We start from the raw sequence: 14590 nt of genomic DNA, 5'->3' as shown, positions 1-14590 counted from the left end.
CGCCCGTTCGCCGTAAGGTTGGCCAGGTGAGCATGGTCCTACTTGCCGAAGACGATCCGGCCATCGCCGAGCCGCTGTCCCGCGCGCTGCACCGGGAGGGGTACGAGATCGAGGTCGTCACCGACGGTCCGGCGGTGCTGGCCGCGACCGCCGCGCACCGGGTCGACCTGCTCGTGCTCGATCTCGGGCTGCCCGGGATGGACGGGCTGGAGGTGTGCCGCAGACTGCGCGCGAGCGGCACCGAACTGCCGGTGCTGATGCTCACCGCGCGCACCGACGAGGTCGATTTCGTGGTCGGCCTCGACGCGGGCGCGGACGACTACGTGGCCAAGCCGTTCCGGCTCGCGGAACTTCTCGCGCGGATCCGCGCGCTGCTGCGCCGCCGGGTGCCCGAGGTGCTGGAGGCCGGTGGCGTCCGGATGGACCTCGGCGCGCGACTGGTCACTGTGGACTCGCACGAGGTGCAGCTGGCGAACAAGGAGTTCGAGCTGCTGCGCGTGCTGATGAGCCGGGCCGGGCAGGTCGTCAGCCGCGACGAGATCCTCGCCGAGGTGTGGAACGACCTCGAGTCCAAGACGTCGAAGACGCTCGACATGCACATGTCCTGGCTGCGCCGCAAACTCGCGGTCGCCGCCGACGAGGCGGCGGGCAGGCAGGCGAAGCCGGCGCACTCCGACGCCGAACGGCGCATCGCGACCGTGCGCGGCGTCGGGTTTCGGTTCAATGTCGAGTAGCCGCCGATGAGCATGCGCCGCCGGATCCTGCTGGCGATCCTTCTCGCCGTGCTGGTCACCGCGGCCGTGCTGGGCATCCCGCTCGGCGTCACCGCGTGGCGGCTGGTGGAGAACCTCAACCGGGAAAGCCTGGCCGAACGGGCGCGCAACATCGCCGCGACGGTCGACACGCAGGTCGCGAACGGCCAGGAGGTCGACCTGGAGCAGTTCCGGGTCGGTGTTCCCGAGGGCGGCATGCTGATCGTGCGCGCCGAGGGGTTCAGCGAAAAACACCTCGGCGCGAACCCCGGCCCGGACCCAGTGGTCGAATCGGTCCCGACCGCACGAAGCGGCACAGTGCTGCTGGCGATCCCCAGCGGTCCGGTACGGACGAAGCAGACGCAGGTGACGCTGCTGGTCGTGCTGCTGGTGGTCCTGTCGGTCGGCACCGGCACGGTGGTGGCGACAGTGACCGCCCGCCGCCTGGCTAAACCGCTGCGGCACGTCGCGGACCGCGCCTCCCGCCTGGGCGGCGGCGACTTCCGTCCGGATCCCAGCCGCTACCGCGTGGCCGAGCTGGACATGGTCGCGGAGGCTCTCGACACGTCAGGGTCCGCCTTGGCGCAGCTCGTGCAGCGGGAACGACAGCTGGTCGGGGATGTCTCGCACCAGCTGCGCAGCCGATTGACCGCGCTGCAGCTCCGGCTGGAGCCCTTGACCGGCCATGAAGATCCGGATGTCGTCGAAGAGTCCCGAGCCGCGCAGGAACAGGCGGACCGCCTCGCGCAGGCCCTGGACGAACTGCTGGCCGCCGCCCGCGCTGCCCGCGAGGTAGACGCCGAGCCGGTCGATCTGCCGGTGGCGCTGCCCGCTGTCGCGGAGGAATGGCGTCAGCTGCTGCGGGTCGAGGGACGGAATTTGCGCCTGAAGGTCGCGGACGGCCTGATGGTGCGCGTGACTCCGGCGCGGCTGCGCGAGGTGATCGGGGTGCTGCTGGACAACGCCCTCCGCCACGGCGCGGGGACAGTCACGCTGTCCGCTCGCCGCGGCGATGCGGAGGGAACTGTGGTGATCGAGGTCGCGGACACCGGGTCCGGAGTTCCGGACGACATCGCGCCGCACATTTTCGAACGCGGTTTCTCCGGCGGCGGTTCGACCGGGGTGGGGTTGGCTCTGGCCCGCGCGCTGGTCGAGGCGGACGGCGGACGGCTGGAACTGTCGAATAAACGCCCGGCGATTTTCAGTCTGTTCCTGAAGGTGCCGCGTCCGGACGAGGTGGGCGAATTGCAGTGGCCCGCGGAGCCGGTTCCTCGCTGAGGATCTGGACGGCTTCCCGCAGGCTGGTCGCGAGCCGATGAGGTGGCTGACCTTGCGGCCATGGGCGGCCGTGGCTGATCCAGAGCGTGCGCAGCCTGGCGTTGTGTCCGCCCGCGATGTCGAGGCCGGGGCTGTCGCCGATGACCCAATCGCCGGGGGCCAGCGTGGTTCCGCGGTTTCGCGCGGCGAGACGGAAGAGGCGCGGATCGGGTTTGCGCAGGCCGGCGGCGGCGGAAATGCAGTAACCGTCGATCGCGTTGGCGAGACCGGTGCGGTGGATTTTTGCCAGCTGGTTGTCCCGCATCCCGTTAGTGACAATGCCGATTCGCCATCCAGCAGCGCGCAGGGTGCCGAGATCGTCCAGCACGCCGGGGTAGAGCTGCACCAGCTGCGGAATCCTCGCGCGATAACTCGCCCATAGCCGTTCACCAGGCTCGGCCAGGTCGAACCGCTGCCGGACCTCTGCGAAGAACCGGTCCAGCGGCCCTCCGCTCCGCGCCGAGACCAGCCAGGCCGCCGCGTCCTCGGCAAGCCGGTACCGCGCGGAGAATTCCGCCGCCCAACGGGAAAACGCGCCGCTGAGATCGGTCAGCGTGTCGTCCAGATCGAACAGCGCCAGCCGGGTCACCGGGGAAGCCGGGTGACCCCGTCCTTCCGCCGTTCCCCCAGCTCGTCCGGGAACACCCACTTCTTGAATCCCCAGAACCGGAACACCATCGCCAGCAGCATGCCGATGATCGACCCGCTCGCGAAGTCCGCGACCTCCTGCACGAACCGCGACACGTGCGGCACTTCCAGGTGCAGCCAGTAGCGCGAGATCAGCAGCGGAATCAGGTTCACCACCACCGCGACCCCGCTGATCACGAAGAACAGCGTGGCCTCGTGGGCGCGTTCGCGGCCGCCGCGGGTGCGGAACGACCATTCGCGGTTGAGCACGTACGACACGATCGTCGCGACGATGATCGCGATCGCCTTCGCCGTGGTCGGTTTCGACTCCAGCACGCTGAGCTTCAGCAGGTACCAGACGCCGTTGTCGACCAGGAAGGTCGTGCCGCCCACGATCGCGAACTTCAGCAGCTCGCGGTGCTTCACGAGCACGGAGCGCAACGGCTCGGGCGTACGGGCGAGCACGGTTTCGACGACGGTCACATATCGCAGTCTAGAGAATTCGAGGTCACGGCAGGTCTCAGGCGGCCTTACGGTCCGGAATATCCGGATTGTCATTCCGTGCTGATTCCGTCCGGGCGCCCTCCGTGGGGAACACCCACTTTTTGAACGCCCACCAGCGGAACAGCGTCCCGAGCAGAGTGCCGATGATCATCCCGCTGACGAAGTCGGCCGCCTCCTGCCCGACCAGGCTCACGCGTGGCACTTGTAACTGCAGCACGTAGCGCGAAACCCACTGCGGCAACGCGTTCAGCCCGAGCGCGACCCCGCTGATCAGGAAGAACAGCGTGGCCTCGTGGGCGCGTTCGCGCCCGCCGCGGGTGCGGAACGCCCATTCGCGGTTCGCGACGTAGGAGAAGATCGTGGCGATCAGCACACCGACGATCAGCGCCGTGACCGGATGGGTCCGCAGCACGGTGAACTTCAGGCCGTAGGTGATCGTCATCGTGATGCCGAAGCTCGTGCCGCCGACCAGGGCGAAACGGACCAGCTCACGGTGCTTCGCCAGGAGTTCGCGCACCTCGCGGACGCTACTCCGTGAACCAGCCGAAGAACCCCCGGGGTTCGACCGACGGCGGACGTTTGCCGTGGTTATCGGGTTTGCCGGGCTTGCTGTCCGAGCCGGGGTTCGGCGGCGCGCTCGTGGTGGCCGCCGGGCTGCTCGACGCCGGGGCCGACGTCTCGTCGTCGGAGGACGGCGTGGACGGCGGTGTCGGCGGGGTCGGCTTCGGGTGCTTCGACGAGCTCGGCAGGTGGCTCTTCGAGGTCGAGGACGTCGGCGGCAGCGGCACCGAGGTGGGCGACAGCGGCCCGATCGTCGGGTCGTGGCACATGTTCCACCAGCAGCCGAGTTCCACCGGGACCGGTTTTGCCGACGCACTGCCAAGCGAGGCGTTGACCGTGACGGTGAGCGGACCGTCGAACGGGTCGCGGTTCACTCCCACCCACAACTCCGCCGTCTCGCCCGGAGCCAGCGGGTTGACGCTCGTGCAGCGCAAGCTTTCCTCGCCGGACGTGCACTTGAACCGCTTGACGCTGAACGGTCCCGTAGCGCTGTGATCGAAGGTGATCGTGACGGGTTTCGTGCTCTGTCCGGTGTTCTGCACGTCAGCCTTGACGACCGGGTGGAACCACGGGCCGAGCTGGCCCGCGGCGAGCGACAGAGCGTCCTTCGGAGGATTGACCTTCACCCGGACATTGACGTCGACCTTGACCGAAGCACCCGCAGTGACCGAACCGGTCACCTCGCCGCCCTTCGCGTTCTCGTCCGCCTGCACCCGGAACATCAGCACTGCCGATTGGCCAGGCTGCAACCCGCTGCCGGTCTTGCACGTCACCGTGCCCGTGCCGCCCGGACACGAGACCTGCATCGGCCCGGCCTGCGCGGCTGCTTCGCTGGAGTACGCGCCGACCGCGCCGCCGCCGTTCGCCTGAACAGCCCGGACCCCAGGCGGCAGGTTCAACGTCGCCTGGACCGGGTCGGACACGGAACCGCCGTTGTTGCGCACGGTGATCGGCAGCGCGACCGCTTCGCCGCCCGGCTGGAGTTCGACCCCGCTCGGCGGCATGGTCGCGGACAGCTGCGGCGGCGCGGCAGGCGGGTTCGGGGCCGGCGGCTGCGCCGGCGGGGCGGCCGGGGGCGCCGGGGGTGCCGCGGGCGGCGGCACAGCCGGAGGCGCGGGCTGGGCAGGCGGCGGGGCTGGGGGAGCGGGTGGCGCGACCGGAGGAGCTTGGGGAGCAGGCTTCGGCGCGGGTGCCGGCGCGGCGGCCGTCGGCGCGGGTGCCTGCTCGGCGGCCGGAATGGTCTGCGTCCCGCCGCCCGCGGCCAGTGCGACCGCGACCGCGGCCACCATCGCGGCCCCGGACATGGCGACCCCGGCGAACTGCCGCGGCGCGGACGAAGCCGCCGCCGCACCCGCCTTGGCCCCGCCTGCCGCAGCGGCTCCGGCACCGACCGCGGCGGCACCGGCGGTAGCCGCGCTCGCCTTGGCCGCGCCGATCGTGGCCAGGTAACCGAGAGCGGCGCCACCCAGGACGATCGGGGCGATGATCGCGCGCAGGCTGCCGTTGACGTCGGCCAGTTCGGCCGCCAGCACCCGGCACTTCTCGCATTCGTCGAGGTGGTTTTCCACCTGCGAGCGCTCGCGTTTGGACAGCCCGTCGCGCGTCCAAGCACCAAGCCGCTCGGCCGTCGCGCGGCAGCGGTCCGCACCGGTTTCCTGGAGGTGGACCTGCAGATACGCCTGGCGAAGTCCTTCCCGGGCGCGGTAGGCGAGCGCGGACACCCCGTTCGCGGTCAACCCGAGCAGCGGCGCGACTTCAGCCGGGCTCTGCTGCTCGATTTCGGTGTGCCACAGAACTGCCTGCCAGCGTTCCGGAAGCCGGGCGAACGCCTTCGCGGCCATCGTGCGCTCGAGGCCCGCGACGGCGGTGTCGGAGAACGGCACAGTGAGCGCCTCGCCAGCGGCACCGCCGACGTCGCTCATGTCCTCGTTGAGGTCGATCCGGCGGTCACGGCGCGTCTTGTCGTACGCGGTGTGCCGCAGTGCGGTGAGCAAGTACGCACGGAAGGCGCTGTCCGGGCCCTTCCCGCCGCGCAGCGTGTCCAGAACCTTCGAGAACGCCTCCGACACGAGGTCGTCAGCCTCCGAGCTGGACCGCGCGAGCTGGCGGGCGAGGTTGTGCGCGGCACCGCTGTGCCGCTCGTAAAGCGGACCGTAGGACGCGATTTTTCCCGCGCGAACCTCTGCGATCAGCTCGGCGTCGCTCTTACCGGAGAGATCGGCGGGAACGGTGGACACGGGGCTCCTTTAATGCTGTGCGTGCGGCAGACTCCACGCGCTTTACTCCTTACAACGCACACCAAGTGTGACGGATGCGGCGACACTCGTCACGCCGTGGTCCGGCAGATGCCTCGGTAGGCGCAGCAAGTTCACCTCCTCGTCTGGTGATTAGCCGAAAAAGATCGGGGAAAACGCGTCACGAGGGGAGTTCCGCCGCGTCCCCTCCGTGATGGGGAACAAGATCGACAGGTACCGGAAGGAGCTGGGGGTTCGGTGGACGTACCGGCGACCGGGGCGCGGTTCGGCTCCGCAGGCGACTCGTCGGGGGACGAGACGCGTGCGCGGTTCGAGCGGGACCGCCACTTGCGGGCATTGCGAGCTCGCTGGCGAACAGCCAGTCTCGCGGCCGGCTGGCGTTTCCCGAGCGACTGGGCACTGCCCGAAGTCGACGCGGTGTGCGCGGCAGTTGTCCGGCACGGTTCGACCGGCGCGGAAAACGCGCTGGCCGGACTAGGCCGGGCGCGGGCCGCGGCGGGAGCGGGGCTGTCGGAGACGCTGTGCGACCTGGCCGCCTTGCACGCGGTGCTCGCCGATCCGGACGCGGTCGACGGGTTCGTCGCGCCGGATGTCGACGCCACCCCGGCCCGGCTGCTTCGCGTGACCGCACTGGCCTGGGCAGACGTCGCCACCGACCAGCTCGTGCACACCGAGGTCACCGATCCGCTCACCGGCCTGCCGTCCGCGGCGTACCTGCGGACCCGGCTCGGCGAGATCTACCGCGGCGGGGTCAACGAGGCGAATGTGCTGCTCACCGTGTCGCTGGACCTGACGTCGGTGTCCGGCTGGCCACGGTTGACCGCGATGATCCTCGCCGCGGACGCGGTCCGAGCCGTGTTCGACACCGGCGAGTGCTACGCGACGATCGGCCCGTCCGCGGTCGCGGTGCTGGCCGGACGCGACGAACGCCTGGCCACACGCGGGGTCGCGCTGCGAAGGGCGCTCAACGAACGGCTTTCGGTGGACCCGCAGCTGCGCGACGTCGCCCGTCCGCTCGTATCGGCCGTCCGGTTGCCGGGGACGCATGACCGGGCGTGCGAGCTGCTGACGGAATTGGCGCACAGCTGAGCCCCGGTCACCCTTCCTGACCAGCATTCCCGCAGTCGTGCTTTCCTGGTGTAGTGACCAGGACCGTACCCTCCGCCGCCGACGGCGAAGCTCCGGTGAATCGATCCGGGCAACCCCGGCTGGCTCTGCGCCGATCTCTGGCACGGCTGTCCGTGCGCCCCCGGTCGATGCTCATCCTCGCCGTGTTCCCGCTGCTGGCGATCGTGGTCGGGTTCTGGGGCTGGACGCACGACTGGAACCTCGGCGTGGACAGCGCGGTCTATCGGGCGGGCGCGCTGCAGTTGCTGCGCGGGGACAACCTCTACGACGCGAACACGCTGCCCACCGAGCCCGGCTGGGCGTTGCTGCCGTTCACCTACCCGCCGACCGCGGCGCTGCTGTTCGCGCCGCTCGCGCTCGTGCCAGCGCAGGTGGCCTGGGGTTTCCTGACCGTGGTCTCGCTGGCCGCGCTCGCCCTGTCGGTCCGGATCGCGATCGGCGCGCTGCCCCGCCCGGCCGCCGACGGTCCCCGCTGGTGGGCCTCGCCCGCCCGGTCGACGATCGTGTTCTTCCTGGTCTTCCTCGGTTTCGAACCGGTGTGGCGGACGATCTTCCTCGGTCAGATCAACCTGATCCTGATGGCGATGGTCCTGCTGGACATGCTCGTCATCGGCGCCCGCGGCAGCCGCTGGGGCGGGGTGCTGGTGGGTCTCGCGGCGGCGATCAAGCTGACCCCCATCGTGTTCCTCGGCCATCTGCTGGTCACCGGCCGCTGGAAAGACGCTCTGCGCGGCTTGGCGACTTTCGCCGGCATGCAGGCGCTGCTGTTCCTGATCAACCCGCACGATTCGTGGAAATACTGGACCAAAACGCTCCCCGACACCGGCCGGATCGGCCCGGTGCACTGGGCGGGCAACCAGTCGCTGAACGCGCTGATGAACCGTGCCACGGACCTGGCCCCGTGGGCCTCCAGCGCGGCGACCGCGATCGGCCTGGTGCTCGCCATTCCGGCTCTGTGGCTGATGTTCCGCTTCCACCGGCGCGGCCAAGCGCTGGCCGCGCTGCTCGTCACCGCGTTCTGGATCCTGCTGATCTCGCCGATTTCCTGGTCGCACCACTGGGTCTGGGTCGCGCCGCTGGTCGTGCTCCTCGTGTCCAGGCTGCCGAAAACCACCCCGGCGACGGCCTGGAAACGCTGGCTGGGCACGTTCCTGGTGGGGTTCGTGTTCGTCAGCTGCGTGCTGCTGATCTTGCCGAACGGCCGGAATGTCGAGCTGCATTGGAAGGTGTGGCAGAACATCCTCGGCGACGCCTACATCCTCATGCCCGTGGTGCTGGCCGTCGCGTTGGTGCTGCGGTGGGGGTTGCGGCGGCGGGCTCGCAATCGGGAGCCTGCTGGTTCTTCTTAGTCTCTTTGCACTGTTCGGAGGCTTGCTGACGGGTTTTGTCGGTGGTGGCGGTTACTGTCTGGATCGCGGTGGTTACGTGGCCGTCCGGCGCTTGGCTTCGGGCGGGCACGGCCCTCGTTCTGATCCGCGCTACGTGGACAGATCAACCGAATAGTGAGCGCGGTCAATCTGCCGAACCGCCGTAGAAGTCGCCCAGCGCGGTGCGGGTGTACTGGATCAGCAACTCGGCGTGCGCGAAGTCGTCCGGAAGACATTCGCGGGCCGCGGTGAGCAGTTCGTCGAACCGAAACGGCGGGACGACGGCCTTGGCGAGCGGGTGCCGTTCGCGGAGCTGCCGCATCAGCTCGGCGAGGTAGATCACGGCCGAGTTGGAGTCGGTGGTCCAGAGCCAGGCGAGGACGTCGCCGAACCCCGAGGGGAAAGCCAGCGGCCGGGTTGCGCCGGTGAGCATTCCGGTGGCCACCCCGGGGAGGCTCGCTTGGCGAAGAGCGTGCAGAACCGGTCGTGGGAGGGTGACAGAGTCCATCCAGCCATCCTGCTGCAGCGGGACGGTCTGGGTGGGGTTTGGCGTGCGGGTGTCGCCTGCTCACGGTCTGAGTGCCGCTGGTGCTTCCGTCAGCTCGATTCGCCTGGCATCCAGTCAGGCCGGTTCTCTGGGGGTGCACTGCGGTCGGTTCGCGCCGTGGCCGGGTTGCTGGTGCCAGTCCGTGAATCCCGGCTGCCCCGCCCGGGGTGTTCGCCGTGGTTGGTGTGCGCTGGGGCTGGTTGCTGGAGTGACTCCGTGAGTCCTGGTTGTCCTGGTCCGGCGCGCCTGCTCGGGGTGTTCGCCGTGGTTGGTGTGCGCTGGGGCTGGTTGCTGGAGCGACTCCGTGAGTCCTGGTTGTCCTGGTCCGGCGCGCCTGCTCGGGGTGTTCGCCGTGGTTGGTGTGCGCTGGGGCTGGTTGCTGGAGCGACTCCGCGAGTCCTGGTTGTCCTGGTCCGGCGCGCCTGCCCGGGGTGCCTGCCGTGGCTGGTGTGCGCTGGGGCTGGTTGCCGGTGCCAGTCCGCGAATCCCGGTTGCCCCGGTCCGGCCGCCCCGCCCGGGGTGCCCGCCATGGCCGGTGCGCGCCCCAGCCGGTTCCGGGTGCCAGTCCGCGAACCCCAGCTGCCCCGCCCGCCGCCGCCAGATTGCCGCCGCGGCCGGTGCGCGCCCCAGCCGGTTCCCGGCGCGCCACTCCGCGAACCCCTGCCGCCCCGGCCCAGCCGCACCCCACCGGCCGCCGCCTTCGCCGCAGGTCGCCGGTGGTCCGCCAGTTCTCGCCCAGTAACCTGGGCAGCGTTATGGACAAACGAACCGGTCTTCCCATCGTCGGCATGGTGGGCGGCGGGCAGCTCGCCCGCATGACGCAGCAGGCGGCGATTTCCCTCGGCCAGTCGCTGAAAGTGCTGGCTGCCGACGAGGGCGACGCGGCGGCCCTCGTGGCAAGCGACGTCGTCATCGGCCACCACACCGACCTCGACGCGCTGGTCGGCTTCGCCCGTCAGGTCGACGTGGTCACCTTCGACCACGAGCACGTGCCCGGCGAGCACCTGCTCACCCTCGCCACCGAGGGCTTCGTCGTCCGCCCCGCGCCCACCGCGCTCGGGTTCGCGCAGAACAAGCTCGTCATGCGCGAGATGATGGCCGGCCTCGGCGTGCCCGGTCCCGCCTTCGCCGAAGTGTCCACTGTGGATGATGCGGTGGTGTTCGGCGACGAGCACAGCTGGCCGGTGGTGCTGAAGGCGTCGCGCGGCGGATACGACGGCCGGGGCGTCTGGATGCTCGACACCGCACAGCAGGCGCGCGAGACCGTTCCCGAACTCCTCGAAGCGGGCACCGAGCTGCTGGTCGAGGAGAAGGTCGCGATGAAGCGCGAGCTGTCCGCGCTGGTCGCGCGCTCCCCGTTCGGTCAGGGCGCGGCGTACCCGGTCGTCGAGACCGTCCAGACGAACGGCATCAACACCGAGGTTCTCGCCCCCGCGCCGGGACTGTCCGAGTCGCGCGTGCACGAGGCGCAGGAGCTGGCCCTGCGCATCGCGTCGACGCTCGACGTCACCGGGCTGCTCGCGGTCGAGCTGTTCGAGACCGAGACCGGTCTGCTGGTCAACGAGCTGGCGATGCGTCCGCACAACTCCGGCCACTGGACCATGGACGGCTCGCGCACCTCGCAGTTCGAACAGCACCTGCGTGGCGTCCTGGACTACCCGCTCGGCCGCACCGACCTGATCGCGCCCGCGTGCGTGATGGCGAACGTGCTCGGCGCGGACGTCTCGCCGCAGATGAGCCCGGACGAGCGCGTGCACCACCTGTTCGCGCGGTTCCCCGAGGTGAAAATCCACCTCTACGGCAAGCAGGACCGGCCCGGCCGCAAGCTCGGGCACGTCAACTTCGTCGGCGACCGCATGGACGACCTGCGCGATCGCGCGCTGCTGTCCGCGCACTGGCTGTCCCACGCCGTCTGGCTCGACGGCTACGAGATCCACTGAAGGGGAACACAATGGCGCCGCAGGTGGGCGTGATCATGGGCAGCGACTCCGACTGGCCGGTGATGGAGGCCGCGGGGCAAGCGCTGGACGAGTTCGGCGTCGAGTACGAGGTCGGCGTCTACTCGGCGCACCGCACTCCGCAGCGGATGCTGGACTACGCGAAGTCCGCGGCCGACCGGGGCATCCGCGCGATCATCGCGGGTGCCGGTGGAGCCGCGCACCTGCCGGGCATGGTCGCGTCGGCGACCGTGCTGCCGGTGATCGGCGTGCCGGTTCCGCTGAAGTACCTGGACGGCATGGACTCGCTGCTGTCGATCGTGCAGATGCCCGCCGGCATCCCGGTCGCGACCGTGTCCGTCGGCGGGGCGCGCAACGCCGGTCTCCTCGCGGTCCGCATCCTCGCCGCCGCCGACCTGCAGTTGCAGGCGAAGCTGACGCAGTTCCAGGAGGATCTGGAGCAGCTCGTCCTGGACAAGGACGCCAAGCTCCGCGAAAAAGCGGGCAAGTAGGCCGGGTACGCGGATGCCGGTCCGGAACCGGCATCCGCGTATCCCGCCGGTTCAGGCCGGGTCGGGCAGCTGCTTCCGCAGTTCGCGCTTCAGCACCTTGCCCGCCGCCGACACTGGTATCTCCGCCACGAAATGCAGTTCCCGCAGGCGTTTGTACGGCAGCACCTTCTCGTTGACCGCCGCCATCAGCTGTTCGGCGTCCACTGAGGAATCCGGCTTACGCACCACGAACGCCACCGGCAGCTCGCCGACCTCCGGACTGGGCCGTCCGACCACCGCCGCGGACAGCACGCCCGGCGACGCGCTCAGCAGTTCCTCGAGCTCGCGCGGAAAGACGTTGTATCCCTTGTACAGCAGCATGTCCTTCTTGCGGTCCACAATAGACAGATAGCCGTCCTCGTCGAGTACGCCGATGTCGCCGGTGTGCAGCCATCCCTCGACCAGCGCGGCGGCGGTCTCCTCCGGACGGTTCCGGTACCCGCGCATCACCTGTGGCCCGCGCAAGCACACCTCGCCCTCCTGCCCGGGTGGCAACGGCTCCTCACTGCCGTCCGCGACGAGCTTGACCTCGGTGTCGAAGATCGGCCTGCCGACCGATCCCACCTTGCGCACGCCGGACCGGTAGCTCGGCGAGATCACCGCACCCATCGTCACCTCGGTGAGCCCGTAGCCCTCGGCGATGACGACGTCAGGGAACCGCTGGTGCAGCGCGCGGATCATCTCGTGGCTCATCGGTGCCGCACCGGAGCCGATGTTGCGCACCGACGACAGGTCGGCGGTGTGGAACGCAGGCGTGGCCAGCAGCGCCGCGAACAACGCGGGTGCGCCGCCGATGGTCGTGACCTGCAGCCGTTCCGCGTCCGCGACGTACGCTGCCGGGTCGAAGCGGGCGTGCAGCACCGTCGTTCCGCCGCCCATCAGCGGCCCGTTAAGCCCCGCGATCACACCCATCGCGTGGAACCACGGCGTCAGGTTGATCGCGGTGCCGGTGCCGAGCCGGGTCGGCCATTCGTCCGGGCTGCCGATCTGGTCGATCGTCACGTCGCCGTTCGCGTCGAGCGCCGGTACCGACCCGGTCGACCAGCAGGTGTGCTGCAGCGTATTGGTGACGACGTTGCGATGCGTGAGCTCAACGCCCTTGGACCGCCCCGTCGTGCCACCCGTGTAAGCGAGATGAGCGAGGTCGCGGTCCACGTCGATCGTCACGCCGGGCCGGTCCGCGGGCTGGTCGGCGAAAAACTCGCGGAACTCCACGCTCCCCTCGCCAAGCTCGCTCGCAGGCGCGACGACGATCGTGGGCCGTGCCGGAATCCGATCGGCGACAGCCGCGAGCGTGCCCGCGACGGGCCCGAATGTCACCACCGCCGCGGCCCCGCAGTCAGTGAGCTGGAAGGCGAGGTCGTCCGGCGGGAGCAGCGGGTTCGTCGGGCTGAACGTCGCTCCCGCCAGCAGGATGCCGTGGTAGGCGATCGGATACGCGAGACAGTTCGGCAGGTGCACGGCGACCACGTCGCCTCGCCCGATGCCGCGGGCGAGCAGCGCCTGCGCGAACCGGCAGGCGGCCTGCCAGGTCTGAGCGAATGTGAGCTGGTCGTCGCCCATAGCGAACGCGACCCGGTCGTCGTAGCGCGTCGCGGCACCGGCGAGCACCGAACCGATCGGCACGTCGGGGTAGTGAAGAGAAGCGGGCAATCCGGGCGGCGGGGTCGACGCAGTGGCAGCCATCGCTTGACCATACGAACGGTGAGGCCGAGGACACAAGAAGCGAGCTGCCGCGTTCGGAGTGAACGCGGGCTAACATCGAGAGACTTTCTCCCGTTTTGCTGCAGAAGAGGTGACTGAAGGTGGCCGAGGGCCTGTATCAGCTGGCCGAAGAGCACGAGGAACTGCGGGCCGCGGTCCGGGCTCTAGCCGAAAAGGAGATCGCGCCCTACGCGGCGGAGGTCGACGAGCAGGAGCGCTACCCGGTCGAGGCCAATGAAGCGCTCGTCAAGGCAGGCTTCAACGCCGTCCACATCGGCGAGGAATACGACGGCCAGGGCGCCGACGCCATCGGCGCGTGCATCGTGATCGAGGAAGTCGCGCGCGTCGACGCGTCCGCGTCCCTGATCCCGGCAGTCAACAAACTGGGCACGCAGCCGATCATCCTGTCCGCTTCGGAAGACTTGAAGAAGCTGGTCCTGCCGTCGATCGCCTCGGGCGAAGCCTCAGCGTCGTACGCCTTGTCCGAGCGAGAGGCCGGTTCGGACACCGCGTCCATGCGCACCCGAGCCCGCCTGGATGGCGACCACTGGGTCCTCAACGGAACCAAGTGCTGGATCACCAACGCCGGCGAATCCTCGTGGTACACGGTGATGGCCGTAACCGACCCGAACGCGGAAAAGAAGGCCAACGGCATTTCCGCCTTCGTCGTGCACAAGGACGACCCGGGTTTCTCGGTGGGCCCGAAGGAAAAGAAGCTGGGCATCAAGGGCTCCCCGACCCGTGAAATCTACTTCGAAAACTGCACCATCCCCGCGGACCGCATCATCGGCGAACCGGGCACCGGCCTGAAAACCGCCCTGCGCACCCTGGACCACACCCGCCCGACGATCGGCGCACAGGCCTTGGGAATCGCCCAAGGCGCCCTCGACGCCGCCGTCGCGTACGTCAAGGAACGCAAGCAGTTCGGCAAAGCAATCGCGGATTTCCAAGGAATCCAGTTCATGCTGGCCGACATGGGAACAAAAATCGAAGCCGCCCGCCACCTCGTGTACGCCTCCGCAGCATCCTCCGAACGCGGCGACAAACGAGCCGGCTTCACCGCATCAGCGGCGAAGGCCTACGCATCCGACGTGGCAATGTCAGTGACCACGGACGCAGTACAGCTGTTCGGCGGCGCAGGCTACACACGCGACTTCCCGGTAGAGCGCATGATGCGCGACGCGAAGATTACCCAGATTTATGAAGGCACGAACCAGATCCAGAAGGTCGTCATGGCGCGGGCCCTGCTGAAAGGCTGAGCTCCCGGCGGCCCATTGAAGAGCCCCACTACCCGGATCGGGTGGTGGGGCTCTTTTCGCGCTCGAACCTGCCGCACCCGG

13 protein-coding genes are annotated in these 14590 nt (G+C 69.4%); 7 read left to right on the top strand and 6 right to left on the bottom strand.

Annotated features, from left to right (window positions below; all coding sequences use genetic code 11):
• Positions 1–32 precede the first annotated feature (32 nt).
• On the top strand, positions 33–734 hold the full coding sequence (locus tag BM362_RS33010) for a response regulator transcription factor (RefSeq protein WP_009072764.1): 702 nt from the start codon (positions 33–35) through the stop codon (positions 732–734).
• 12 nt (positions 735–746) lie between these two features.
• Entirely contained in the window at positions 747–2030 is a 1284-nt protein-coding gene (locus BM362_RS33005; protein WP_093575946.1) for an ATP-binding protein, read from the top strand.
• On the opposite strand, the gene BM362_RS33000 is transcribed toward BM362_RS33005, so the two are convergent.
• Genes BM362_RS33000 through BM362_RS32985 form a run of 4 tightly spaced genes read right to left on the bottom strand, consistent with a single transcriptional unit; the run spans position 1954 to position 5998 of the window.
• Positions 1954–2658, bottom strand: coding sequence for an HAD family hydrolase (locus tag BM362_RS33000; RefSeq protein WP_167545544.1), 705 nt, complete (start codon positions 2656–2658; stop codon positions 1954–1956). The two genes, BM362_RS33005 and BM362_RS33000, sit on opposite strands and share 77 nt — an antisense overlap.
• Positions 2655–3179: a GtrA family protein gene (locus BM362_RS32995; protein WP_067589855.1), complete on the bottom strand. Its 525-nt coding sequence runs from the start codon at positions 3177–3179 to the stop codon at positions 2655–2657. The genes BM362_RS33000 and BM362_RS32995 overlap by 4 nt, the downstream gene beginning before the upstream one ends.
• Positions 3180–3216: 37 nt before the next feature.
• Positions 3217–3717, bottom strand: coding sequence for a GtrA family protein (locus BM362_RS32990; protein ID WP_067589858.1), 501 nt, complete (start codon positions 3715–3717; stop codon positions 3217–3219).
• A 10-nt stretch (positions 3718–3727) separates the two neighbouring features.
• Positions 3728–5998, bottom strand: a complete 2271-nt coding sequence (locus BM362_RS32985) for a sigma-70 family RNA polymerase sigma factor (RefSeq protein ID WP_093575853.1) — start codon at positions 5996–5998, stop codon at positions 3728–3730.
• A 255-nt stretch (positions 5999–6253) separates the two neighbouring features.
• Here BM362_RS32985 and BM362_RS32980 point away from each other — a divergent pair, with 255 nt between their 5' ends.
• Positions 6254–7105, top strand: coding sequence for a hypothetical protein (locus tag BM362_RS32980; protein WP_093575852.1), 852 nt, complete (start codon positions 6254–6256; stop codon positions 7103–7105).
• 53 nt (positions 7106–7158) lie between these two features.
• Entirely contained in the window at positions 7159–8493 is a 1335-nt protein-coding gene (locus BM362_RS32975; protein ID WP_067589867.1) for a glycosyltransferase 87 family protein, read from the top strand.
• 163 nt (positions 8494–8656) lie between these two features.
• Here the strand turns inward: BM362_RS32975 and BM362_RS32970 are convergent, their stop codons facing one another.
• A complete protein-coding gene (locus BM362_RS32970; RefSeq protein WP_143132572.1) occupies positions 8657–9019 on the bottom strand; it encodes a hypothetical protein in 363 nt (120 codons plus the stop codon).
• Between the two features lie 794 nt (positions 9020–9813).
• On the opposite strand from BM362_RS32970, the gene BM362_RS32965 reads away from it, so the two are divergent.
• Positions 9814–10998, top strand: a complete 1185-nt coding sequence (locus BM362_RS32965; protein WP_093575851.1) for a 5-(carboxyamino)imidazole ribonucleotide synthase — start codon at positions 9814–9816, stop codon at positions 10996–10998.
• A gap of 11 nt (positions 10999–11009) precedes the next feature.
• Positions 11010–11507 carry a 5-(carboxyamino)imidazole ribonucleotide mutase gene (purE, locus tag BM362_RS32960; protein WP_037815998.1) on the top strand — a complete coding sequence of 166 codons (498 nt, stop codon included), beginning with the start codon at positions 11010–11012 and terminating at the stop codon, positions 11505–11507.
• Positions 11508–11558: 51 nt separating this feature from the next.
• Here purE and BM362_RS32955 read toward each other — a convergent pair whose 3' ends face one another.
• Positions 11559–13232, bottom strand: a complete 1674-nt coding sequence (locus tag BM362_RS32955) for a class I adenylate-forming enzyme family protein (RefSeq protein ID WP_093575850.1) — start codon at positions 13230–13232, stop codon at positions 11559–11561.
• A 119-nt stretch (positions 13233–13351) separates the two neighbouring features.
• On the opposite strand from BM362_RS32955, the gene BM362_RS32950 reads away from it, so the two are divergent.
• A complete protein-coding gene (locus BM362_RS32950; RefSeq protein WP_093575849.1) occupies positions 13352–14509 on the top strand; it encodes an acyl-CoA dehydrogenase family protein in 1158 nt (385 codons plus the stop codon).
• Positions 14510–14590: the final 81 nt, after the last annotated feature.

This window comes from Amycolatopsis rubida (genome assembly GCF_900115345.1).
Classification (GTDB): Bacteria; Actinomycetota; Actinomycetes; order Mycobacteriales; family Pseudonocardiaceae; genus Amycolatopsis; species Amycolatopsis rubida.
Note: the sequence above shows the minus strand (reverse complement) of the source record. Positions and strands in the feature narration are given on the sequence as shown.